At 73.8% G+C, this 21,173-nt stretch carries 21 protein-coding genes; 12 read left to right on the top strand and 9 right to left on the bottom strand.

Annotation, left to right across the window (positions count from 1 at the left end):
• Nucleotides 1-90 precede the first annotated feature (90 nt).
• Nucleotides 91-876 carry a glutamate racemase gene (locus IO24_RS0126025; RefSeq protein ID WP_031139475.1) on the bottom strand — a complete coding sequence of 262 codons (786 nt, stop codon included), beginning with the start codon at nt 874-876 and terminating at the stop codon, nt 91-93.
• Nucleotides 877-915: 39 nt separating this feature from the next.
• Between IO24_RS0126025 and IO24_RS0126020 the strand changes: the two genes are divergently transcribed.
• Nucleotides 916-2,106 carry a glycosyltransferase gene (locus IO24_RS0126020; protein WP_031139473.1) on the top strand — a complete coding sequence of 397 codons (1,191 nt, stop codon included), beginning with the start codon at nt 916-918 and terminating at the stop codon, nt 2,104-2,106.
• Between the two features lie 15 nt (nt 2,107-2,121).
• On the opposite strand, the gene IO24_RS0126015 is transcribed toward IO24_RS0126020, so the two are convergent.
• Nucleotides 2,122-3,342, bottom strand: a complete 1,221-nt coding sequence (locus tag IO24_RS0126015) for a TerD family protein (protein ID WP_078899380.1) — start codon at nt 3,340-3,342, stop codon at nt 2,122-2,124.
• Between the two features lie 298 nt (nt 3,343-3,640).
• On the opposite strand from IO24_RS0126015, the gene IO24_RS0126010 reads away from it, so the two are divergent.
• The 4 genes from IO24_RS0126010 to IO24_RS0125995 all read left to right on the top strand — a co-directional run bounded on the left by IO24_RS0126010 (nt 3,641) and on the right by IO24_RS0125995 (nt 8,301).
• Complete coding sequence (locus IO24_RS0126010; protein WP_031139469.1) at nt 3,641-4,069, top strand: DUF6643 family protein; 429 nt, start codon at nt 3,641-3,643, stop codon at nt 4,067-4,069.
• A 44-nt stretch (nt 4,070-4,113) separates the two neighbouring features.
• Nucleotides 4,114-4,995 (top strand): MOSC domain-containing protein, encoded by an 882-nt coding sequence (locus tag IO24_RS0126005; RefSeq protein WP_045296522.1) that lies wholly within the window; start codon nt 4,114-4,116, stop codon nt 4,993-4,995.
• Nucleotides 4,996-5,105: 110 nt separating this feature from the next.
• Nucleotides 5,106-5,711, top strand: a complete 606-nt coding sequence (locus IO24_RS0126000) for an Rv1733c family protein (RefSeq protein WP_031139464.1) — start codon at nt 5,106-5,108, stop codon at nt 5,709-5,711.
• Nucleotides 5,712-5,865: 154 nt separating this feature from the next.
• Nucleotides 5,866-8,301 (top strand): right-handed parallel beta-helix repeat-containing protein, encoded by a 2,436-nt coding sequence (locus tag IO24_RS0125995; RefSeq protein WP_031139462.1) that lies wholly within the window; start codon nt 5,866-5,868, stop codon nt 8,299-8,301.
• Between the two features lie 8 nt (nt 8,302-8,309).
• Here IO24_RS0125995 and IO24_RS0125990 read toward each other — a convergent pair whose 3' ends face one another.
• Nucleotides 8,310-10,667: a hypothetical protein gene (locus tag IO24_RS0125990; RefSeq protein ID WP_037668424.1), complete on the bottom strand. Its 2,358-nt coding sequence runs from the start codon at nt 10,665-10,667 to the stop codon at nt 8,310-8,312.
• A gap of 292 nt (nt 10,668-10,959) precedes the next feature.
• On the opposite strand from IO24_RS0125990, the gene IO24_RS0125985 reads away from it, so the two are divergent.
• Both IO24_RS0125985 and IO24_RS0125980 read left to right on the top strand, forming a co-directional pair.
• Nucleotides 10,960-11,790: a DeoR/GlpR family DNA-binding transcription regulator gene (locus tag IO24_RS0125985; protein WP_031139458.1), complete on the top strand. Its 831-nt coding sequence runs from the start codon at nt 10,960-10,962 to the stop codon at nt 11,788-11,790.
• Nucleotides 11,791-11,853: 63 nt separating this feature from the next.
• Nucleotides 11,854-12,321, top strand: a complete 468-nt coding sequence (locus tag IO24_RS0125980; RefSeq protein WP_031139456.1) for an SRPBCC family protein — start codon at nt 11,854-11,856, stop codon at nt 12,319-12,321.
• A gap of 10 nt (nt 12,322-12,331) precedes the next feature.
• Here the strand turns inward: IO24_RS0125980 and cds1 are convergent, their stop codons facing one another.
• Nucleotides 12,332-13,456: an L-cysteine desulfhydrase Cds1 gene (gene cds1, locus IO24_RS0125975; protein ID WP_031139454.1), complete on the bottom strand. Its 1,125-nt coding sequence runs from the start codon at nt 13,454-13,456 to the stop codon at nt 12,332-12,334.
• 492 nt (nt 13,457-13,948) lie between these two features.
• Between cds1 and IO24_RS0125970 the strand changes: the two genes are divergently transcribed.
• On the top strand, nt 13,949-14,272 hold the full coding sequence (locus IO24_RS0125970) for a hypothetical protein (protein WP_031139452.1): 324 nt from the start codon (nt 13,949-13,951) through the stop codon (nt 14,270-14,272).
• Nucleotides 14,273-14,455: 183 nt separating this feature from the next.
• Complete coding sequence (locus IO24_RS0125965) at nt 14,456-14,989, top strand: ATP-binding protein (RefSeq protein ID WP_031139450.1); 534 nt, start codon at nt 14,456-14,458, stop codon at nt 14,987-14,989.
• 110 nt (nt 14,990-15,099) lie between these two features.
• On the opposite strand, the gene IO24_RS0125960 is transcribed toward IO24_RS0125965, so the two are convergent.
• A complete protein-coding gene (locus tag IO24_RS0125960; RefSeq protein WP_031139448.1) occupies nt 15,100-15,384 on the bottom strand; it encodes an SHOCT domain-containing protein in 285 nt (94 codons plus the stop codon).
• Nucleotides 15,385-15,546: 162 nt separating this feature from the next.
• On the opposite strand from IO24_RS0125960, the gene IO24_RS0125955 reads away from it, so the two are divergent.
• Genes IO24_RS0125955 through IO24_RS0125945 form a run of 3 tightly spaced genes read left to right on the top strand, consistent with a single transcriptional unit; the run spans nt 15,547 to nt 17,619 of the window.
• Nucleotides 15,547-16,125, top strand: coding sequence for a TetR/AcrR family transcriptional regulator (locus tag IO24_RS0125955; protein WP_031139446.1), 579 nt, complete (start codon nt 15,547-15,549; stop codon nt 16,123-16,125).
• A 10-nt stretch (nt 16,126-16,135) separates the two neighbouring features.
• On the top strand, nt 16,136-16,714 hold the full coding sequence (locus IO24_RS0125950) for a DUF4865 family protein (protein ID WP_031139444.1): 579 nt from the start codon (nt 16,136-16,138) through the stop codon (nt 16,712-16,714).
• Nucleotides 16,711-17,619 carry a phosphotriesterase family protein gene (locus IO24_RS0125945; protein ID WP_031139442.1) on the top strand — a complete coding sequence of 303 codons (909 nt, stop codon included), beginning with the start codon at nt 16,711-16,713 and terminating at the stop codon, nt 17,617-17,619. Before IO24_RS0125950 ends, IO24_RS0125945 begins: the two co-directional genes overlap by 4 nt.
• A 19-nt stretch (nt 17,620-17,638) precedes the next feature.
• Here the strand turns inward: IO24_RS0125945 and IO24_RS0125940 are convergent, their stop codons facing one another.
• From IO24_RS0125940 to IO24_RS0125925, 4 genes are all read right to left on the bottom strand, one after another.
• Nucleotides 17,639-18,061 carry a PPOX class F420-dependent oxidoreductase gene (locus IO24_RS0125940; protein ID WP_031139440.1) on the bottom strand — a complete coding sequence of 141 codons (423 nt, stop codon included), beginning with the start codon at nt 18,059-18,061 and terminating at the stop codon, nt 17,639-17,641.
• Between the two features lie 10 nt (nt 18,062-18,071).
• A complete protein-coding gene (locus IO24_RS0125935) occupies nt 18,072-18,962 on the bottom strand; it encodes an NAD(P)-dependent oxidoreductase (protein WP_031139438.1) in 891 nt (296 codons plus the stop codon).
• Between the two features lie 262 nt (nt 18,963-19,224).
• Nucleotides 19,225-20,475 (bottom strand): ROK family protein, encoded by a 1,251-nt coding sequence (locus IO24_RS0125930; RefSeq protein WP_031139436.1) that lies wholly within the window; start codon nt 20,473-20,475, stop codon nt 19,225-19,227.
• 37 nt (nt 20,476-20,512) lie between these two features.
• On the bottom strand, nt 20,513-21,154 hold the full coding sequence (locus IO24_RS0125925; protein WP_031139434.1) for an alpha-ketoglutarate-dependent dioxygenase AlkB family protein: 642 nt from the start codon (nt 21,152-21,154) through the stop codon (nt 20,513-20,515).
• Nucleotides 21,155-21,173 lie beyond the last annotated feature (19 nt).

The raw sequence follows: 21,173 nt of genomic DNA, 5'->3' as shown, positions 1-21,173 counted from the left end.
GCTCCGCTGGTACCTCGTGGCGGAGCGTGACTGCGCCGGGCGGGCGTCGCCCTGATCCGGCTCGCCGATGGGCCCGGTGGCCGGTTGCGGTCAGCCGGCGGGCGTGACCGCCTGCAGCAGACGTCCTTCGGCGTACGCCAGGGCGGCGGCGGGCAGCGTGCCCTCGCGCCCGCTGAGCAGCACGGTGAGCGTGCCGTGCGGGGTGGCTCCCGGCGCGGGCTGTTCGCCGAGCCGGCGCAAGGCCTGGGCGGCCACGGCGCCGGCGGAGCCGTGCAGCACGAGGGGCGGGCGGCCGGGGCGCTGGACGGCGGTCCGGATGCGCTCGGCGACCAGTTCGTAGTGGGTGCAGCCCAGGACGACGGTGGTCACGTCGTCCGGGGTGAGGGCGGCGGCCGCGGACACGGCCGCGTCGATCGCCGTCTCGTCCGCGTGTTCCACGGCCTCGGCGAGGCCCCAGCAGGGCACCTCGGTGACGGGCACGCCGCCGGCGAAGTCCCGGATCAGGGCTTGCTGGTAGGGGCTGCCGGTGGTGGCCGGGGTGGCCCAGATGGCGAGGTGCCCGCCGCCGGCCGCGGCCGGCTTGATCGCGGGGACGGTGCCGATGACCGGCAGTGCCGGTTCGAGGCGGGCGCGCAGGGCGGTGAGCGCGTGCACGGTCGCGGTGTTGCAGCCGACGATGAGGGCGTCGGGGCGGCGCGCTGCGGCCGCCTCGGCGACGGCCAGGGCACGCTCGGTGAGGTCCTGGGTGGTGCGCGGGCCCCACGGCATGCCCTCGGGGTCCAGGGAGAGCACGAGATCGGCATCGGGGCGCAGCCGCCGTACCGCCGCGGTGGCCGCCAGCAGACCGATTCCGGAGTCCATGAGCGCGATCTTCACCCGATCACGATAGACGATGAGCCGTCTCGGGCAGCCGCGGTGGGGCAGACTGCGCGCGTGAGCGCCGTTGTGTGGACTGCCGCTGGATCACTGCTCGCCTGGCTGTGGCTGCTGCTCTGCCAGGGCTTCTTCTGGCGCACCGATGTGCGACTCCCGCCGCGCGCGGAGCCGGACGCCTGGCCGTCCGTGTGCGTCGTCGTCCCCGCCCGCGACGAGGCGGCCGTACTGCCGTCCGCACTGCCGTCGCTGCTCACGCAGGACTATCCGGGGCGGGCGGAGGTCTTCCTCGTCGACGACGGCAGCGTGGACGGCACCGGCGATGTGGCGCGTGAGCTGGCGCTCCGGCACGGCGGGCTGCCGCTGACCGTGGGCTCGCCCGGTGAGCCGCCGAAGGGCTGGACCGGCAAGCTGTGGGCGGTGCGCCACGGCATCGGGCTGGCACGCGCGCGTGAGCCCGAGTACCTCCTCCTGACGGACGCCGACATCGCGCACGCGCCGGACAGCCTGCGGGAGCTGGTGGCGGCGGCCCGATCCGGTGGCTTCGACGTGGTCTCCCAGATGGCCCGGCTGCGGGTGGAGAGCGTGTGGGAACGGCTCGTCGTGCCGGCGTTCGTCTACTTCTTCGCGCAGCTCTACCCCTTCCGAAGGATCACCGGGAAGGGCCGGACGGCGGCCGCGGCCGGGGGTTGCGTCCTGCTGCGGGCGGAGGCGGCCGAGCGGGCGCGGATCCCGGACGCGATCCGGCAGGCGGTGATCGACGACGTGGCGCTCGCCCGGGCCGTCAAGCGCGGCGGCGGCCGCGTCTGGCTGGGGCTCGCCGAGCGGGTGGACAGCGTGCGGCCGTATCCGCGGCTGCACGACCTGTGGCGCATGGTGTCGCGCAGCGCGTACGCCCAGCTGCGGCACAACCCTGTGCTGCTGGCCGGGACGGTCGCCGGGCTGGCTCTGGTGTATCTGGTCCCGCCCCTGGCGGTCCTGGCCGGCCTCGCCGCCGGCCGTACGCCGGCGGTGGTCGCCGGCGGTCTCGCGTGGCTCGTCATGGCGGGGACGTACGTTCCGATGCTCCGCTACTACCGGCAGCCGCTGTGGCTCGCTCCCCTGCTGCCGTTCACCGCGTTCCTCTATCTCCTCATGACGGTCGATTCGGCGGTGCAGCACTACCGGGGGCGGGGTGCGGCCTGGAAGGGCCGCACCTACGCCCGTCCGGACGTCGTGCCCGACGAGGGCTGACGCCGCCGGGAGGAGTCACTTGCGGCCGGGGGTCCAGTTCATGCCCCACCCGTAGGCGTGGTCGACGGTCCGCTGCGGGCTGACTCCGCGCTCGGGGACCAGGTAGCGCGCCTCGCGCTGGACGATCAGATCGCCGCCGGTGTTGGTGATCAGGGCGAGCGCGCACACGCGTGAGGGGACGGTGCACTCGTCGAGCGAGAAATCGATCGGTGCCCCGTGCTGCGGCTGGAGCGTGACCGAGGCGTGCAGGTCGGCGAAGGAGCGGGCGCCTTCGTAGATGGTGACGAAGACGAGGATGCGCCGGAAGGCGTTCTTGTGGTCGAGGTTGACGGTGAGGTTCTCACCCGTCGACACGGCGCCGGTGCGGTCGTCGCCGTCGAGGTGGATGTACGGCGGCTGGTGCAGCGCCCCGAAGCTGTTGCCGAGGGCCTGTACGACGCCCTTGCTGCCGTCGTCGAGTTCGTACAGCGCGCACAGGTCGAGGTCGAGGTCGGAGTGCATCGCGGCCGGGCGCCCGAACTTGCCGCTCCACCCCGAGAACTGCTTGCGGACCTCCCAGTTGAGGTTCACGTGCAGCGCGCCGGAGGTGCCGCCCTGCTTGGTGAGGGAGACGGAGGGTGCCGCCTTGGTGAGCGTCACCTTGGTGAGGCGGACGGGCGCGGGCGGCGCGGCCGCGGGGGGCGCGGGTGCGACGGACGGGGCCGGTGCGGCCTGCTGGGGCTCGTCCACCGTGATGCCGTAGTCCGTGGCGAGCCCCTCGAGTCCGCTGCTGTAGCCCTGGCCGACGGCGCGGAACTTCCAGGCGCCCTGGCGGCGGTAGAACTCGCCCAGCACGAAAGCGGTTTCGGTGGTGGCGCCCGGGTTGTCGAAGCGGGCCAGCGGCGTGCCCTGGGCCGCATCCTGGACCTCGATGTACAGGCCGGGGACCTGGCCGAATTGGCCGCCGTCGGAGGAGGCGGCGAGGACGACCGTCTCGATCGCGGGTTCCACGCGCGCGAGGTCGACGAGGAGCGCGTCGGTGACTCGGCCGTCGGTGGTGCGCTTTCCCTCGTGCCGGATCGCGCCGGAGGAGTGCGCGGGCTGGTTGTAGAAGACGAAGTCCGCGTCCGAGCGGACCTTTCCGCCGACCAGCAGCAAGGCGGAGGCGTCGGCGTCGGGCACGCCCGCTCCGGCCCGCCACCCCAATTCCACCCGCAACGCCGCGGTGGGCACCGGAGTATTTGAACCTTTCAGCATTTGCATGCCCGCCCCCATTGCGTGTCACCGCGTCCGGGCCCGTCCCGGCCGTCCGTCGAGTTCTGTGCGCACAACCTATTCCTTGCCGGGGCGAAGTCCCATGCGCTGCCGCGCGGAAGACCGGCGGCCAACCCCTGGTAACCCGCCCGGAGCTTGGCCTTTACACGATCAGGTCCCCGTTTGGCGCCCCATTTTGCCGAGTTCGCTCGCATTGGGGATCCCGGGTCACCGCGGACACGGAAAACAACCCTCTTATCGGTCTCCCCAACCAGCACATCGTGGGCTTAACTTATGTGCCATGACCTCCCCCCGCTCCACCTATGGCGGCGGCTACTACTCCGCCTCCTTCCCGGACACCCCGATCTACGACAGGCTCGTCGCCGAGCGGGGCACCCCGCAGATCGCCCCGATCCGGGTCCCCGCTCAGTACGACATGCCGGGCGGCAACCTGCCCGCCCTCCCGTCGGCGCTGCCCGCCCTGCCGGCAGCCCCCTCCCAGCCCGCCTACGGCTATCCGCAGGCGCAGCAACCCGCCCCGCTGCAGCAAGCGCCCGCGGCGTACATCCCGCAGCAGGCGACCGCTCCGCGCGGCTACCCCGGACCCCAGCCGCAGCAGCCGCGTCCGGCGGCCCCCGCGGGCTACGAGGCGATGCGCCCCGCGGCTCCCCGGCCGGCCCCGGCTCCCTATCAGGACCCGTACAACAACCAGCAGTACCGCGGGTACTGAGTCGGCCTCCGGGGGCTGTCGGTGCCGGCTGGCACGATGGCCCCATGGGGAACGCTCACCTGCACTCGATTCACGTATATCCGGTCAAGGCGGTCCGGGGCCTCGCGCCCCGGGAGGCCGTCGTGGAGCCCTGGGGGCTGGCCGGAGACCGGCGCTGGGTGCTGATCGACGACGGGGGAAAGGTCGTCACGCAACGCCGGCAGCCCCGCCTCGCACTCGCCGCCGCCGAGCTTCAGCCCGGTGGCGACGTCCGTCTGTCCGCGCCCGGCATGCCGCCGTTGACGGTGCCCGTTCCCCGGCCCCTCGGCACCGTGCCGGTGGAGATCTTCCGCGACAAGGTCGAGGCGGTCCCGGCCGAGGACGAGGCCGCGCACGCCTGGTTCAGCTCCTACCTCGGCATCGATGCGCGCCTGGCGTACCTGGACGCCCCGGCCACGCGCCGGCCTCTCGCCCCGGAGTACGCGCTGCCCGGTGAGACCGTCTCCTTCGCCGACGGCTTTCCGCTGCTGCTCACCACGACCGCCTCGCTGGATGCCCTCAACTCCCTTGTCGCGCAGGGCGAGCACGCCGGTGAGGGCCCCCTGCCCATGAACCGCTTCCGGCCGAACGTGGTCGTGGCGGGCACCCCCGCCTGGGCCGAGGACGACTGGTCGCGCCTCGCCGTCGGGGAGGTGCTCTTCCGCGTGGCCAAGACCTGCGGCCGGTGTGTGGTGACCACCACCGACCAGGGCACCGGCGAGCGCGGCCACGAACCCCTGTCCAGCCTGGGGCGGCATCGCCGGCTCGGCGGCAAGCTGGTCTTCGGGCAGAACCTGGTGCCGCTGTCCCGCGGCACGATCCGCGTCGGGGACCCGGTCAGGATCCTCGGACAGCTCTCCGACCACCGCGGGAACCGCGCCGCCGGCCACGGCGTTGGGCTTGTATGAGAAATTCGTGAGAGGCCCTGGGGAGAGGTGATGTCGCTCTCTCTTCGACGGGTCCGTGCGGGGACGGCTCCGCCGGGGGAGTATCACGGAGCGGGAAGGGGGTGCAGGCGGTGCGAGCGATCAGCGGACTGTGGCGCTGGCGGCGCAATCCACTGTGCCGCGCGACCGACCTGGCCGAGGCCTGGGTGGCACTGGCCGCCCTGATGCTGATCCTGCTGGCCGCCCCGCTGACCGGCTCGCTTGTCGGGGGTACGGCCGAGGACGCGCTGCAGCGCTCCGTCCGGGCGCAGCACGAGGCGCGGCATCGGGTGACGGCCACCGTGGTCCGCAAGCTGGACCGCTCCCCGCTGGACGCCGACCCGGAGACCTCGTCGGGCAGGGATCTGCGCAACCGCGTCCTCGCCGACTGGACCGCACCGGACGGCACCCCGCACCGGGGCCCCGTGCTGGCGAGCCTCAAGGACCCGCGGCAGGGCGACGAGTTCCGGATATGGACCGACCGGCACGGCCGGATGGTGGCCCGCCCGCTCGACTCCGCGACGGCCTCGACGCACGCGGTCCTCGCCGGTTTCGGCGCGGCCCTGGCGACGGGCGGTCTCATAGAGGGCGGCAGGCGGCTGATCGTCTGGCGCATGGTCCGCCGCCGGTACGCCCGTTGGGACCAGGCATGGGACAAGGCGGGCCCGGACTGGGGCAGGACGGGCGCCGGCAGCTGACGGCCTTCCGGCTCTGGTCAACCCACCCCCCGCGCGCACGCTACGGTGGTCCGGCCGAACCGTTCGGCACAACCCGCGCGCGAGCGAGCCTCAGGGACGCGCCCCGAGGGTGGACGAGCCATCAGTACGACCGAGGTGGGGGCACAGCTACACCATGGCACAGGGCACGGTCCAGGTGACGCACACCGGCACGTCGCGGTGGCGGCGCCGCACGGGTGAGTATGCATCGCTCGCCGCCGCCCTGGAGGCCGCGGCCGACGGAGACGTCCTCACCGTCGCGCCCGGCACCTACCGGGAGAACCTCGTCCTGCAGCGCGCCGTGACCCTGCGCGGTCCCGAGAACTCCCCCGGCTCGGTGCGGATCGCCCCCGTGGACGGGGTGCCGCTGACCGTGCGTGCCTCGGCGGTGGTGCAGGACCTGCACGTGGAGGGCCAGGACGCGGCCGCCCCGGCCGTCCTGGTGGAGGAGGGCACCCCGGAGCTGCGCGACCTGCGGGTCGTGACGCGGTCGGCGGCCGGGATCGAGGTGCGCGGCAGCGCCCGGCCCACCGTGCGGCGCTGCGCGGTCGACAACCCGGCGGGCATCGGCATCGCCGTACTCGACGGCGCGGGCGGGGTGTTCGAGGAGTGCGAGGTCGTCGCGGCCGGCCAGGCGGGCGTGGCGGTGCGCGGCGGCGCCCACCCCCGCCTGGAGCGCTGCCGTATCCACCACACCTCGGGCTCGGGCCTGTCGGCGACCGGGGAGAACTCGGCGCTGGAGGCGGTGGGCTGCGAGATCTACGAAGTCCGGGGCAGCGGTGTGCAGATCACCGGCCGGGCCACCGCGCACCTCACCGACTGCGATGTGCACCGCACCACGGCCGACGGGGTCACCCTCGACACGGACGCGGTGCTGACCCTCGCCGACTGCCGTATCCACGACATCCCGGAGAACGCGGTCGACCTGCGTTCCCGTTCCGTTCTCACGCTGACCCGCACCAGCGTGCGGCAGTTCGGGCGCAACGGCCTGTCGGTGTGGGACCCGGGCACCCGCGTGGACGCCAACCAGTGCGAGATCTTCGACAGCACGGGCGACTACCCGGCGGTCTGGGTGAGCGACGGCGCCACCGCCGTACTGGACTCCTGCCGGGTGCACGACGTGCCGGACGCGCTGTTCGTCCTCGACCGCGGCTCGCGCGCGGACGTCGTCGACAGCGACCTGTCGCAGGTGCGCAACACGGCCGTGTCGGTGAGCGACGGCGCGACCGCGCAGCTCGACGACTGCCGGATCCGGGACGCGGCGACGGGCGCCTGGTTCCGCGACCACGGCAGCGGCGGCACGCTCGCCAACTGCACGGTGGACGGCACCCAGACCGGCGTGATCGTCACCAAGGGCGCCGACCCCACCGTGGAGCGCTGCACGATCGACTCCCCTGCGGAGGCCGGCGTCTACGTCTCGGCCGGCGGCCGGGGCAGCTTCCTGAACTGCCGGGTCACGGGCAGCGGCGGCTACGGCTTCCATGTGATCGACGGCAGCCGTACGACGCTGCGGAAGTGCCGCACGGAGCGGTGCGCGCGCGGGGGCTACGAGTTCGCGGACAGCGGCGCGGACCCGGCGTCCGGAACGGGCCCGCTCGTCGAGGACTGCACGAGCGACGAGAGCGGCGGTCTGCGCGCGCCCGCGGCGCCGGCGACGGCCGTGCAGACGGTGAGCCACTCCCCCGGCGTGCTGGGCGCGGTGCCGGGACAGCGCACCGAGACGGAGCCCCCGGTGCCGGTCGCGGAGCCCGAGCGGTCGGCCCGCACCTCCAAGGACGTCCTCGGTGAACTCGACGCGCTGGTGGGCCTGGAGAGCGTCAAGCGCGAGGTGCGCGCCCTCACCGACATGATCGAGGTCGGCCGGCGCCGGCAGCAGGCGGGCCTGAAGGCGGCGTCGGTCAAGCGGCACCTGGTCTTCACCGGCTCCCCCGGCACCGGCAAGACGACGGTCGCGCGGCTCTACGGCGAGATCCTCGCCTCCCTCGGCGTACTGGAGAAGGGCCACCTGGTCGAGGTGTCCCGGGTCGACCTGGTCGGCGAGCACATCGGCTCGACCGCGATCCGCACTCAGGAGGCCTTCGAGAAGGCGCGCGGCGGCGTGCTGTTCATCGACGAGGCGTACGCGCTGTCCCCGGAGGACGCGGGCCGCGACTTCGGCAAGGAGGCCATCGACACGCTGGTGAAGCTGATGGAGGACCACCGGGACGCTGTCGTGGTGATCGTCGCGGGCTACACGGCCGAGATGGAGCGCTTCCTGTCGGTCAACCCGGGTGTGGCGTCCCGCTTCTCGCGGACCATCACCTTCAGCGACTACGGCCCCGAGGACCTGCTGCGGATCGTGGAGCAGCAGGCCGAGGAGCACGAGTACCGGCTGGCGGCGGGCGCGGCGGAGGCCCTGGGAAAGTACTTCACGGTGCTCCCCAAAGGACCGGCGTTCGGCAACGGCCGCACCGCGCGGCAGACCTTCGAGGCGATGGTGGAGCGGCACGCGAGCCGGGTCGCCCAGCTCCCGGAGCCCAGCAAGGACGACCTCACGCTGCTCTACGCCGAGGATCTGCCCGAGCTGCTCTGAGGACCCCCTCAAGCGGCGGGCGGCTCGGGCTGGTGGCGCGGCGAGGGCACCTCCGGCGTCTCCGGCCGCAGCCGGGCCAGCAGCTTGCGGCGCTCCTCGGCGAAGGCCGGGTCGGCCTGGTAGTCGGAGTGGCCGAGGATCGGCGCGGGCAGCGGCAGGAGATCGGTGCGGCCGTAGGCGAGCGGGTCCGTCAGAGGGGTGTGGTCGACCTGCGGGCCGCGGTCGCCGGGCAGGCGCACCGGGCCGCCGATGGGGTCGGTGAGCCGGTAGAGGTTGCGCCAGCAGTCGACGTCACGGTGCAGGGAGCTGAGCGCGGCGGGTCCGAAGTGCGCCGGGAACCAGCGGCCGTAGAGGCGCTCCAGCGGCGAGCCGTAGGTCAGCAGGGCGACCCGTTTGCGGGCGGACGGGGCGAGTTGCCAGGCCGCGGCGGCGGCGAGCACGCTGCCCTGCGAGTGCCCGGAGATGACCAGCCGGCCACCGGTGGCACGGGTCCAGGTGGCCATCCGCCAGGTCAGGTCGGGCACCGCGCGCTCGGCGTAGCAGGGCGGGGCGAACGGGTGGGAGGCGCGCGGCCAGAAGGTGCCGACGTCCCACAGGATGCCGATGGTGCGGCGGGCCGCGGCGTCCTTGTAGGCGCGTCGGCCCCAGGTGACGAAGAGTATGAACCCCAGGCCGATCAGCCAGGAGCCGAGGGCCTGGGCGGTCTCGGCGGCGCCGTGGACGACGGGGTAGGCACCCTGCGCGGCCTCGCCCGGCGTCTCGTCGGTGGCGAGGGCCCCCACGAGGGCTCCGGCGCCCAGCAGCAGGGTGACGCCGGAGGTGACGGCGACGACGCGGGGTCCCCGGTCGGTGAGCGCGGCCATCGCCCGGGTGTAGGCGATACGGCGGGTGCGGGCGCGGTCGAGGTCCTCGTCCGGGTAGTCGAGTGCCACGGCGGCGCGCTCGGCGCGGGCGAGCTGCAAGGCACGACGGGCCAGCCAGCCGATGAGCCCCAGCAGTACGACGAGCAGCGGCGGGATCACGGACGCCTGCCAGGTCAGCAGGACCGGCGGGCCCTCGATCGACGCCCCGGTGCCGTCCAGCCAGTCGGACACGCGCTGCGACACGCCGCCGGACATCACCCCGCCCAGCGCGCAGGCCAGCATCGCCACGGCCGGTCCGCCCAGGCCTCGCAGCACCGCCCGCCGGTCGGGGTCGGTGCGGTGCAGGACGTGGGCGACGACACCGAGGACGATCACGAGCAGGCCCTGGACCAGGGCGATCCCGCCGAAGGTCGTGTCACCGGGCAGCCGGCCTTGCGACGTCCACCCCGGGCGCTCCCAACCGGCGTACAGCAGGGTGAGGGCGAGCAGGACGAGCGCGGCCGGCGGCAGGCGTCGTACGAAACGCTCGTCGAGTTTCCGGTCCAGCCGTCTCTCGCTGCGGCCGCGGCGGCACACCACCCACACCACGGCGACCGCGCAGGCCGCGAGGGCCGCCTCCAGGATCAGGCCCAGGGTGTCGAGTACGGCCGGGCCGCCGGGGCGGCGGTCGTGGCGGGCGGCGGCACTGCCGACCGCGGCGGCGACCGTGATCAGGCCGGCGGCGGTGTGCGCGGCGCGCAGCCTGGCCACCAGCCGGCGCCCGTACCAGAAACCGGGCCGGCCGAGTGCGGTCGGGCCGCCGTTCCCTTCGGGCTCGGGGGGCCGTTCGACGGGCTGCTGGGACTCGTAGTCGCTCCACGTGCGCCGGGACAGGTACCACAGCAGGACGGTCAGGGCGGTGGGCACGACGGCGGCGAGGGCGAGTCTGCGGCCGGGTGCGCTCCACCAGCCGCCGTCCGAGACGGTGGGTGAGAGGAAACCCAGCCAGGAGTGGCGGTCGGCGCACGCGGCGGTGCCCGCGCACTGCCAGGCCGCCAGATCGAGGGCGACCTCGCAGGCCGCCGCGACGAGCAGCACCGTCAGCGTGAGTGCCGCGAGCCGCACCAGGAGGCCGTACAGGCGCACGGTGCGGCGGCGGCCGTGGGCCGTGGGGCGCATCCAGTGGGCGAGGTTGACGACCATGAACGGCAGCAGCAACAGCCACAGTGCGCGGGTGCCGTTGCCGGAGGTGAGGTTGCACCAGACGTAGGCCTCGGGCACCGGGCCGTCGCGGCGCCGGTCGTCGGCACTGTGCTCGGCGCCGACGTCGTCGGCGCGCCGGAAGACGGCCGCCGTGTCGTCGCCGGTGACGCGCACCGTCCGCGGATCGTTGAGCATCTCCTGCGGCGTGGTACCGCCCACGCCGTGGACCAGGAGTTCCAGGGCGGCGGTTCCGGTCTCGCCGGGCCGCGTGGCGGGGCCGTCCGGTCCGCCGGTCGACGCATGTTCCTGCGCGCGTTCCACTGATTCGCACTTCCCCCGTGACACGCCGTCGGCTCTGTCCGTGCGGGCACAAGGATCTCCACTTCCGCGGCGCCGCACACCTCCTGTCACGGAATCTCCCCGATCCGTGATGAACCACGGCGCGTCGGTCGGGTCACCGGTGGCCCGCGCGCGACGGGTGGGCGTGGTGGCGCTCTCCGCTCCGCGACATGCGAGGATGGGACGTCCTCGCACCGGAGCCAGGAAGAATGTCCTAGTCGGAGCCGGTGCAAGGGGTGTCGGACGGCATTGAGGCGAAAGGACCGGAGCGTACGTGAGCGAGAATCAGAACCTCCTCGCGGAGCAGCGGCGATCCCTGATCCTCGACGAGGTTCGCCGCCGGGGCGGTGTCCGGGTCAACGAGCTGACCCGCAAGCTCGGCGTGTCGGACATGACGGTCCGCCGCGACCTCGACGCGCTCGCCCGCCAGGGCGTGCTGGAGAAGGTGCACGGCGGCGCGGTCCCGGTGGTCGAGGCGAGTACGCACGAACCGGGCTTCGAGGCCAAGTCGGGCCTGGAGCTGACCGCCAAGGAGGACATCGCACGCGCCGCGGCCAAGCTGGTCACGCCGGGCGCTGCGATCGCCCTGTCGGGTGGTACGACGACCTTCGCGCTGGCGCACCAGCTGCTGGACGTGCCGGACCTCACGGTGGTCACCAACTCGGTGCGGGTCGCCGACGTGTTCCACGCGGCGCAGCGCACCTCGGGTCCGCGGCAGGGCGCGGCCACGGTCGTCCTGACGGGCGGGGTGCGCACGCCCTCCGACTCGCTGGTGGGGCCGGTGGCCGACCAGGCGATCGCCGCCCTCCACTTCGACCTGCTGTTCCTCGGGGTGCACGGCATATCGGTCGAGGCCGGCCTGTCGACGCCGAACCTCGCGGAGGCCGAGACGAACCGGCGGCTCGTCCAGTCGGCCCGCCGCGTGGTCGTGGTCGCGGACCACACCAAGTGGGGCAAGGTGGGGCTGAGTTCATTCGCCTCGCTGGAGCGCATCGACACACTCGTGACGGACGCCGGCCTGCCGGACGAGGCGCGCGGGGTGGTCGCGGAGCATCTGCGGCGGCTGGTGGTGGCCGGAGAGCCCGAGGACGACGCTGACATCTGACGGGTCGCCAGCTAGGGTGGCGCTTCCGGTCACCGCCCGCTCCCTTCCAGGAGGGCTCCGTCCATGGCTCGTCGACTGCGCCCGGTGGGGCTCGACTTCGTCGGGACCGCGCCCGTTCGGCACGTCTTCGTACGGGAGGTCGCCGCTCCGGTGGCGGCGGTCTACGGCGCGCTCGAGGACGTGCCCGGCTGGGCCGAGTGGTTCCCGCAGGTGACGGCCGCCCGCCCGGTGGACGCCGGCGCGGGGCGCGATGTCACGCTCACCGGCGGCATCCGGTTCCGCGAGTCGATCATCGCGGCGGACGAACCCGGGGTGTACGCCTATCGCGTCGACGTCACCAATCTGCCGGGCGTGCGGGCGATGGCCGAGGAGTGGTGGCTATCGCCGGCCGGCACCGGCACCCGGGTGCGGTGGACCTTCGCCACCGACGGGACGGCTGCCTACCGGCTGGCCATGAAGGTGGCGCGCGGGGGCCAGGCGCGCGCGTTCCGCGACGCCCTGACGGCGCTGGACCGGCGGCTGAGGGCCTGAGGTCCCGTACTCAGCCGGGCCAGACGCCCGTCTTCAGGAGCGAGTCGATCGCGGCCGTGTACGGCTCGATGTCCAGCCCCTGGGCGGCCAGCCAGGCGTCCGAGTAGTACTTGTCGAGATACCGGTCCCCCGGGTCGCACAGCAGGGTCACGACGCTGCCCTGCCGGCCCTCGGTCACCATCTCGGCGACGATCTTCAGTGCGCTCCACAGCCCCGTGCCGGTCGAGCCGCCCGCCTTGCGGCCGATGGCGCGTTCCAGCGCGCGTACGGCGGCGACGCTGGCCGCGTCGGGCACCTTCATCATCCGGTCGATCGCGCCGGGCACGAAGCTCGGTTCCATCCGGGGCCGCCCGATGCCCTCGATACGGGAGCCGCAGTCGCAGGTGACGTCCGGATCACCGGTGGTCCAGCCCTCGAAGAAGCACGAGTTCTCGGGGTCGGCCACGCAGACGCGGGTGTCGTACTGCATGTAGTGGACGTAGCGCGCGAGGGTCGCGGAGGTGCCGCCGGTGCCCGCCGTGGCGACGATCCACGCCGGCTCGGGAAAGCGCTCCAGGCGCAGCTGGCGGAAGATGGACTCGGCGATGTTGTTGTTTCCGCGCCAGTCCGTGGCCCGTTCGGCGTAGGTGAACTGGTCCATGTAGTGGCCGCCGGTCTCGGCCGCGAGGCGGGCGGACTCCTGGTACATCGTGCGGGGGTCGTCCACGAAGTGGCATCGGCCGGAGTGGAACTCGATGAGGCGGATCTTCTCGGCGCTCGTCGTGCGCGGCATGACGGCGATGAAGGGCACGCCGATCAGCTTCGCGAAGTACGCCTCGGAGACGGCCGTCGAGCCGCTGGAGGCCTCGATGACGGGTCGGTCGGGCCGGATCCATCCGTTGCACAGGCCGTACAGGAAGAGGGAGCGGGCGAGGCGGTGCTTGAGGCTTCCGGTGGGGTGGGTCGACTCGTCCTTCAGATACAGGTCGATGCCCCACCGCTCCGGCAGGGGGAACTGCAGCAGATGGGTGTCGGCCGAGCGGTTGGCATCCGCCTGGACTCTGCGGACGGCTTCTTTGAGCCACGCCCGGTAGGCGGCGTCGCTGTGGTCGACGTCGAGTGTCACGCCGGTCCGGGTCTGCTGGGGGGTACTCACGGGGGGCTCCTAACGCTGTGCGCCGGCGAGGGGGCGCACGGCCGACACCCCGATCATAGGCACCTTCTGCACGCTTCTCACCTGCATAAACGCAGCTTTGAGCCCCCCAAAGCGCCCCCAGGGGCAGAGCCCGGGGCAAGGGGGCGCGCGGTCCCGGGGGCGCATGGGCGAGTGTGCTGCGGGCGCCCCCCGGCGAGGGGGTCGCGGGCACTGGTGCTCGACGCCGGGCAGGGGCAGACTTCACGGCGGGACCAAGGCCCCGGACGGGGTGACCGCAGGGTACGACCGCCTTCCGGGGCAGGCTTGCGGGCACGGGCGGCACGCCCCGGTGACGGCCGGCGGGGCACACCGCACGGCCGGACCGGGCGGGACGCACCAACCCGGAGGGGACCGTGCGTCCGGACGGGGCACACTGGATCAGGACACGAGCCCGAACCGGGCCTCGCGCGGAGCGGGCCGGTACACACCGAGGCGCACTAGGGGGCGGGTGGCATGGGAGAGCCGGAGTTCAGGGCCACGGGCGTGCGGATCGGGAAGCGGCTGCGTTCGCTCACCCGGGCCGGGCAGGTCAGGATCAGCGACGGCCGGCTCGAGTTGCTGACCAGCTACGGCAGTGAGATCGACAGTGCGCCGGTGCAGGCCGTGCGCGCCTCCAAGCCCTGGTTCGGCCCCGATGACCGGGCCACGGCGGATCTCAACGGCAAGCGGTACCTGCTCACCCTGGGCGATCACGACCCCGCCCCGGGGGAGCCGGGGCCGCCGGCCGCGCGGCGCTTCATCGAAGCCGTGCGCAGGGCAGCGGGGCGTGGCGACTGAGATGTCCGCGAGTTGCGGTACCTCATCCCCTGCGCCACCCTGGTCTCACGTCACTCTGGGTTTACCGGCGATAACGCTGCGAACCAGCCCGCCGGCCACGACAGCAGGCGGCAGTGTCATGCAGGCGCCCTGCTGGATCCGAACTCCGTGTTCTTCCGGACCTCACGTCGGGGAGTCGCAGCCGTGATCAGCTACCCAAGCAGGCACTGCACGGTGGAGCTCCAAGCCCTGCCGTCGCGGATCGGCCAGGTCCGCAGAATCGTCTCTGCGCAGTTGCGCTACTGGCATCTGGATCCCCTGATCGACCGGGCCTCGCTCGGCGTGACGGAGCTGTTGTCCAACGTCCACCGGCACGCCCAGCCGGACAAGACGTGCACGGTGGAGATAGAGCTGCTGCTCGACCGGCTCACGGTCTCGGTGCGCGACGGCGACCCGCGGATGCCCGTGGTCGACGACGCCGAGCCGCTGGCGACCTGCGGGCGCGGGCTCGCGATGGTGGCCGCCATGAGCGAGAGCTGGGGCGTCCGGCCGGACGGCGAGTCCGGCAAGGTCGTGTGGTTCACCCTGCCGACGTCCGCCCCCGCGGTGACGGCGCCCTCGCTCCGGTCGCGGCACACGATCCAGGAGAAGCCCGCGCGCAGGTTCGCCGAGGTCGGGGCCTCCACCGACGGGCTCCGGCCCGGCCATGCTCCCGCCCGGTCCGCCGTTGCCGGTTGACCGGGCGGTGACCACCGTCCCCTCGGGGGCGTACGCCGCCGGGTGCACCCCGGGGGCGTACGCCACTCCGTGGTGATGACGGCCTCGCAGCGCCGGTGTGGCGGTTACCGTCATGCCGCTCCGGACCTGCGGCCGAACTCCTCGTTCAGTACGGACAGTCGGCGCCAGTACTCGTCCTCGTCGATCTCGCCGGAGGCGAAACGGTGACCTAGTACGGTGATGGGTGAGTCGTTCCCGGCGGCGGGCTGCCGCCAGGGGGCGCCGCGACGTCCACGCCACACGGTGCGGCGCAGCAGCGCGATGCCGCCGCCGACCGCCAGCACCCAGAGCACCGGGAAGAGCAGGATCCACGGGCCGGGCCCGCCGCCGTCGCCGAAGTTCGCCAGGGTCTGCATGTCGTCCACTCCTTGATGGTTCGGTGTCCTGTGTCGCTTTCGAGAGTCGTCGCGCGAGGGGCCCCCGTCGTCGTACGGCCGGCGGCACCGCCGGTACCTCTTGGGGAGTAGAGGAGTCGGTCGGTCCGCTCCGCGCGGGCCTCGACTTCTGTAACTACTGGTATGTACAGTGAGGGGGTGAGCACCCCGGAACGACTGATCGAGTCCACCCGCGAGCTGCTGTGGGAGCGCGGCTACGTGGGCACCAGCCCCAAAGCGATCCTGGAACGCGCGGACGCCGGCCAGGGCAGCATGTATCACCACTTCAAGGGCAAGCCCGATCTCGCGCTGGCCGCGATCCGGCGGACCGCCGAGGAGACGCGCGCCGCCGCCGCGGCGGTACTCGACGGCCCGGGCTCGCCGTACGAGCGGATCGAGGCGTATCTGCGGCGCGAGCGGGACGTGCTGCGGGGCTGCCCGGTCGGCCGCCTGACGATGGATCCGGACGTGATCGCGAGCGCCGAGCTGCGCGCGCCGGTCGACGAGACGCTCGAATGGCTGCGTGGGCGAATCGCCGGGATCGTCGAAGAGGGCACGGCCCAGGGCCAGTTCGCGCCCGGCCTGGACGGCGGGGAGATCGCGGCGGCGGTCGTCGCGACCGTCCAGGGCGGATACGTCCTGGCCCGCGCCTCCGGCTCCCCCGCCGCGTTCGACGCGGGGGTCCGGGGACTGCTCTCCCTGCTGGCGCCCCGGACCTCCTGAGGAGACTTCCATGCACGCCATGCAGTACGAGCTCACCTTGCCCGCCGACTACCCCATGGGCGTCATCCGCGACCGCGTCGCCCGCCGCGGGCACCTGCTCGACGACTGGGACGGGCTCGGCCTCAAGGCCTACCTGATCCGCGAGCGCGGCCTGCGCGGCTCTCCGGTCAACCAGTACGCGCCGTTCTACCTCTGGAACACCGTGGACGGCATGAACGCCTTCCTGTGGGGCGGTGGGTTCCAGGGGGTCGGTGACGACTTCGGGCGGCCGTCGGCGCGGCAGTGGACGGGGCTCACGTACGAAGAGGGGAAGGGTTCGCACGCGCGGTTCGCCCTGCGGCGGCGCCAACCGATGCCGGACGGCGGGCCGTTGGCCGACGCCGTGGAGGACGCGGTGGGCGAGGCCCGGCGGCTGGCGGTGGCGGACGGGGCGCTGCTCGCCGCCGCGGCCGTCGACACCAGCCGCTGGGAGCTGGTGCACTTCTCCCTCTGGGAGCAGGACCCGCCTCGGGCCGGCGGTGAGGTGTTCGAGGTGCTGCACCTGTCCGCGCCGGGCCGGGACCTGCTGCCGCGGGGACGCCAGTGGTGAGCGCGGTCCGCACGGTGCTGGGGGACGTGCCTCCCGGAGACCTGGGTGTGTGCGACGCCCACGACCATCTGTTCTTCGGCAGTCCCCGGCTGCCCGGCCAGGAGCTGCGCAGCGTGGCGGACGCGCGGGCGGAGCTGGTCGCGTTCCGGGAGCAGGGCGGTGGGGCCGTCGTGCAGTGGACGCCGTACGGGCTCGGACGGCGGGCTGCCGATCTGCCGCCGCTGTCCCGGGAGACCGGTGTGCACGTGGTGGCCGCGACGGGTCTGCACCAGGCCGTGCACTACGACGACGACACACTCGCCGGGCTGCGCAGCCGGCTCGCCGGACTCTTCGTCTCCGAACTCACCGAGGGCATCGGGACGTCGGGGGTGCGGGCGGGGCTCGTCAAGGTCGCGGGCGGCTTCCACGCCCTGGACGCGCACGCCCGCTGGGCCATGACGGCGGCGGCCGAGGCGCAGCACGCCACGGGCGCGACGATCGCCGTACACCTGGAGCGGGGGACCGGTGCGCTGGACGTACTGGACCTGCTGTGCGGGGAGTTGGGGGTGCCGCCGCACCGGGTGGTGCTGGGGCACCTCAACCGCTCCCCCGACCTCGTGGTGCACCGGCAGGCGGCGCGGTCCGGCTGCTATCTGGCCTTCGACGGGCCGTCACTCGCCCACCACGCCACGGACTGGCGGATGCCGGACGCCGTACGGGCCCTCGCCGACGCCGGGTTCGGCGACCGGCTGCTGCTGGGCGCGGACACCACGACGGCCGCCGCCCGCTCGGTGAGCGGCGGCCCCGGGATGCCGTATCTGCTGCGCCGGGTGCGGCCCCGGCTCGTGCACGCCGTGGGCGAGGAGCTGGTGGCGCGCGTCCTCACGGAGAACCCGGGCCGGGCGTTCGGGACCGAGTGGCGCTGACCGGCCCGGGTCACCCGCCTCAGCCGCCTGCCTGGTCGCTGTCCTTCATCGACCCCCAGCCGTGCCAGCGGTCGACCTCGATCCAGGCGCTGACGCGGGGGCGGACGCGGTCCGGGTAGGGCTTGCCGGTGTAGTGCCGGGCGAGGAGGTCGATGTCGGCCAGGTCCTCGTCGTCGTACATCTCGGTGACGCGGCCGATGAGGGTGACGTGGGTGTACCAGTCGTCGCCGGCGAGGACGGTGAGGGTGACCCGCGGGTCGCGGCGCAGATGCTTCAGGCGGATCCGGCCCTCGTCGAGGTTGATCAGCACACGGCCGTCCTTCCACACGTACCAGGTGGCGGTGGAGACGGGTGTGCCGTCCGAGCGCAGCGTCGCCATGACGCACGGGTTGGGCCGGCTCAGCAGGGCGTCGGCCTCGGGCGGCAGGGGCGGCTTGGACATGGGGGGCCTCCTAGGAGTCGGGCTTGTCGTCGAAGCTGGCGAAGTAGGCGGCGACCATGTCCTCGTCGGCGTGGCCCTGTGCGGCGGCGCGCTCCATGCGGGCGGCGGCCGCTTCGGCGACGTCCAGCCGGACGCCGTTGTCCGCGCCGGCCCGGACGATCAGGCGGGCGTCCTTGGCGGCGGTGCTCACCGCGAACTGGGGCGGCGTGAGCCTGCCTTCGAGAACGAGATCGGACTTGGCTCGCAGGTAGCCCATGTCGAGCGGGCCGCCGGCGACGAGGTCGAAGAAGCCGTGCGGGTCGACACCGAGGGCCTTGGACAGGGCGAGGGCCTCGCCGGCGGCGGCCGTGACGGCGAGGACCCAGCTGTTGGCGACGAGCTTGAGGCGGGTGGCCCCGCCCTCCGCTCCGTCCTCGCCGGACCAGACGGTACGGGCACCGACCGCCTCGAAGACCGGCGTCACCTTCTCGCGCCCCTCGGTGGGGCCGGCCGCGAGCACGGTCAGCTTCCCGGCCTCTGCGGGCTGGCGGGTGCCCAGGACGGGGGCGTCGTAGAAGACCAGGCCGTGCTCGCGGGCGAAGGCGGCCAGCTCGGCGACGCCCTCGAGGCCCGCGGTGGTGGACTGCACCCAGGCGGTTCCGGGGCGCAGGGCGGGGACGGCCTCGCGCATCGTGTCCAGCGCCGCGGGACCGTCGTAGAGCATGGTCAGGACGACGTCGGCGTCCCGCACGGCCTGCGCTGGGGTGTCGGCGATCCGCACGCCGTCGGCGGCCAGCGGCTCGGCCTTGGCCCGCGTGCGGTTCCAGGCGTGGACCGTGTGACCGGCCCGGGCGAGGTTGCGGGCCATCGCGGCGCCCATGATGCCGGTGCCCAGGACGCTCACGGTGAGCTTGTCGGTCATTGCGTCAACTTCCTCGGTGGTGCGGTGCGGGGTGGTGCGGTGCGGGCGGACTGCCCGCGACCCAGCCTGCCCGCTCAGCGGCGCGCCTTCCCGGAAGCGGCGCGGACACGCCTGCCCGGGCTCACCTGACGCCGGCCGCGCCGGGGTGTGGCGCGGGTGTGGTGCCCCACGATCGGGCTGTGCGTACGCCGGGCCGACCTGCGGCGGCCGCTGGTGGCGGCGCTGCGGAGCCGGGCGCAGGGGTGAGCGGGCCCGGGCCCGCTCACCCCTGTGCGGACAGCGCTCCCAGCGGATCGTCCAGGACCGGCTGCCAGGCCAGTTCCGCCGCGCCGACCAGGCTGTTGTGGTCGAGGGTGCAGGGCAGGATGGGGACGCCGCCGCTCTGGCCCCACAGGCTGCGGTCGGCCACGACCGCGCGGAGGCGGCCGGGGTCGGCGTCAAGGAGGGTGCGGTGCAGGCCGCCGAGGATGATCCGGTCAGGGTTGAGGATGTTGACGAGGCCCGCGAGGCCGAGGCCGAGGCGGTCGATGAGGGCCTCGGTGGCGGTGCGGACGCCCGGGTCGTCGTACTGGTGGCGGATCAGGTCGATGGACTGCTGGAGCAGGGACACCTCGGGGCCCGGTTCGCGTCCGGCCTCCGTGAGGAAGGCGAGCGGGTCGGTCTCCACGTCGAGGCAGCCGCGGCTGCCGCAGTGGCAGGGGCGGCCCTCGGGGTGCACGGTGAGGTGTCCGACCTCCAGTGCGAGGCCCGAACTGCCCCGGTGCAGGCGGCCGTCGAGGACGAGCGCGCCGCCGACGCCGCGGTGGCCGGTGGCCACGCACAGCAGGTCGCGGGCGCCGCGGCCGGCGCCGTGCCGGTGCTCGGCCAGCGCGGCGAGGTTGACGTCGTTGGCGGCGAACGCGGGTCCGTCGAGGCCGGCCGCGCGTACCTGCTCGGCGAAGATGTCCCGCACGGGCGCGCCCGCGGGCCAGGCCAGGTGCAGGGGGTTGAGGGCCAGGCCCTCGGGTTCGGCGACGGCGGAGGGGACGGCGAGGCCCGCGCCCACACAGCGCAGTCCGGTCTCGCGCAGCAGCTCGGCGCCGGCGGTGACGACGGAGGCGAGCACCTTGGCCGGGTCGGCTTCGACGACCTCGCAGCCGGGCGCGGTGGCGACGATCCGGCCGCCCAGTCCGACCAGCGCCGCCCGGAAGCCGTCGGCGTGCACCTGCGCGGCGAGCGCGACGGGCCCGTCGTCGGCGACGGCCAGTCGGTGGGAGGGCCTGCCCTGCGAGCCGGCCGCCGCGCCGGGCCGGGCGTCGACCCGGATCAGCCCGAGCGCTTCCAGCTCGGCGGCGACCGCGCCGGCCGTCGCCCGCGTCACCCCGAGCTCGGCGGTGAGCACGGCCCGGGTCGGCGCGCGTCCGGTGTGCACGAGCTCCAGCGCGGGTCCGAGCGCTCCGCGCCCCCGGTCCAGCCGCGTTCTCGTCGAGGTGGTCCCATCCCCCGCCGGCCGGGGGTCCGCCTTCCCGCTCATGAGGGCGAGTCTCCCATGATCCGTAGGGCCCGCGGTCTTACAGGCCGCTGACCCGGAGCGTGATGTTGAGCCGGCCGGTCAGGCCCAGCCCGGGCGGTGCCGTGCCCGCGTGGACCCGGGGGACGCCGTGGTAGGCGAGCCGGGACGGGCCGCCGAAGACGAACAGGTCGCCGCTGCGCAGCTCGATGTCGGTGTGGGGCCGGGTGCGGGTCTCGGTGTTGCCGAAGCGGAAGACGCAGGTGTCGCCGAGGCTCAGCGACACCACCGGCGCGTCGGACTTCTCGTCACTGTCGCGGTGCATGCCCATGCGGGCGTCGGCGTCGTAGAAGTTGATCAGCGCGATGTCGTAGTCCGCCGCGGGCCCTGCGAGGGTGTCGCGGACCGCCCGGCGGCCCAGTTCGCCGAGCCATCGCGGGAAGGGCTTCACCGGGGCGCCGTCCCCGTCGGCGACCGTGCGGGCGTAGGCATAGGGGTACCAGTGCCAGCCGAGGCAGACCTGGCGGGCGGTCATGGTGCCGCCGCCCGGGGTGCGGACCGCGCGCAGGCCGGCGGGCGGGCGGGCCCACTCGCGGCAGGCGTCGAGCAGAGCCCGCTGGCGGTCCTCGTCCAGCCAGCCGGGCAGGTGCACGGCACCGGGCGCGACCTGCGTACGGGGTCTGGGGAACAGCTCGGCGTCCATGCCTTCCATGGTGCCCGAC

Source organism: Streptomyces flavovariabilis, assembly GCF_000725785.1.
In the GTDB taxonomy this organism is placed as follows: Bacteria; Actinomycetota; Actinomycetes; order Streptomycetales; family Streptomycetaceae; genus Streptomyces; species Streptomyces hawaiiensis.
Note: the sequence above shows the minus strand (reverse complement) of the source record. Positions and strands in the feature narration are given on the sequence as shown.

Coding starts and splice junctions, on each gene's coding strand:
- IO24_RS0125930 (WP_031139436.1), bottom strand. CDS start 20,475: ATGAGCGGGAAGGCGGACCCCCGGCCGGCGGGGGATGGGACCACCTCG.
- IO24_RS0125925 (WP_031139434.1), bottom strand. CDS start 21,154: ATGGACGCCGAGCTGTTCCCCAGACCCCGTACGCAGGTCGCGCCCGGT.
- IO24_RS0125970 (WP_031139452.1), top strand. CDS start 13,949: ATGGGAGAGCCGGAGTTCAGGGCCACGGGCGTGCGGATCGGGAAGCGG.
- IO24_RS0125940 (WP_031139440.1), bottom strand. CDS start 18,061: ATGTCCAAGCCGCCCCTGCCGCCCGAGGCCGACGCCCTGCTGAGCCGG.
- IO24_RS0125950 (WP_031139444.1), top strand. CDS start 16,136: ATGCACGCCATGCAGTACGAGCTCACCTTGCCCGCCGACTACCCCATG.
- IO24_RS0125960 (WP_031139448.1), bottom strand. CDS start 15,384: ATGCAGACCCTGGCGAACTTCGGCGACGGCGGCGGGCCCGGCCCGTGG.
- IO24_RS0125955 (WP_031139446.1), top strand. CDS start 15,547: ATGTACAGTGAGGGGGTGAGCACCCCGGAACGACTGATCGAGTCCACC.
- IO24_RS0126010 (WP_031139469.1), top strand. CDS start 3,641: ATGACCTCCCCCCGCTCCACCTATGGCGGCGGCTACTACTCCGCCTCC.
- IO24_RS0125980 (WP_031139456.1), top strand. CDS start 11,854: ATGGCTCGTCGACTGCGCCCGGTGGGGCTCGACTTCGTCGGGACCGCG.
- IO24_RS0125995 (WP_031139462.1), top strand. CDS start 5,866: ATGGCACAGGGCACGGTCCAGGTGACGCACACCGGCACGTCGCGGTGG.
- IO24_RS0126005 (WP_045296522.1), top strand. CDS start 4,114: ATGGGGAACGCTCACCTGCACTCGATTCACGTATATCCGGTCAAGGCG.
- IO24_RS0125935 (WP_031139438.1), bottom strand. CDS start 18,962: ATGACCGACAAGCTCACCGTGAGCGTCCTGGGCACCGGCATCATGGGC.
- IO24_RS0126015 (WP_078899380.1), bottom strand. CDS start 3,342: ATGCTGAAAGGTTCAAATACTCCGGTGCCCACCGCGGCGTTGCGGGTG.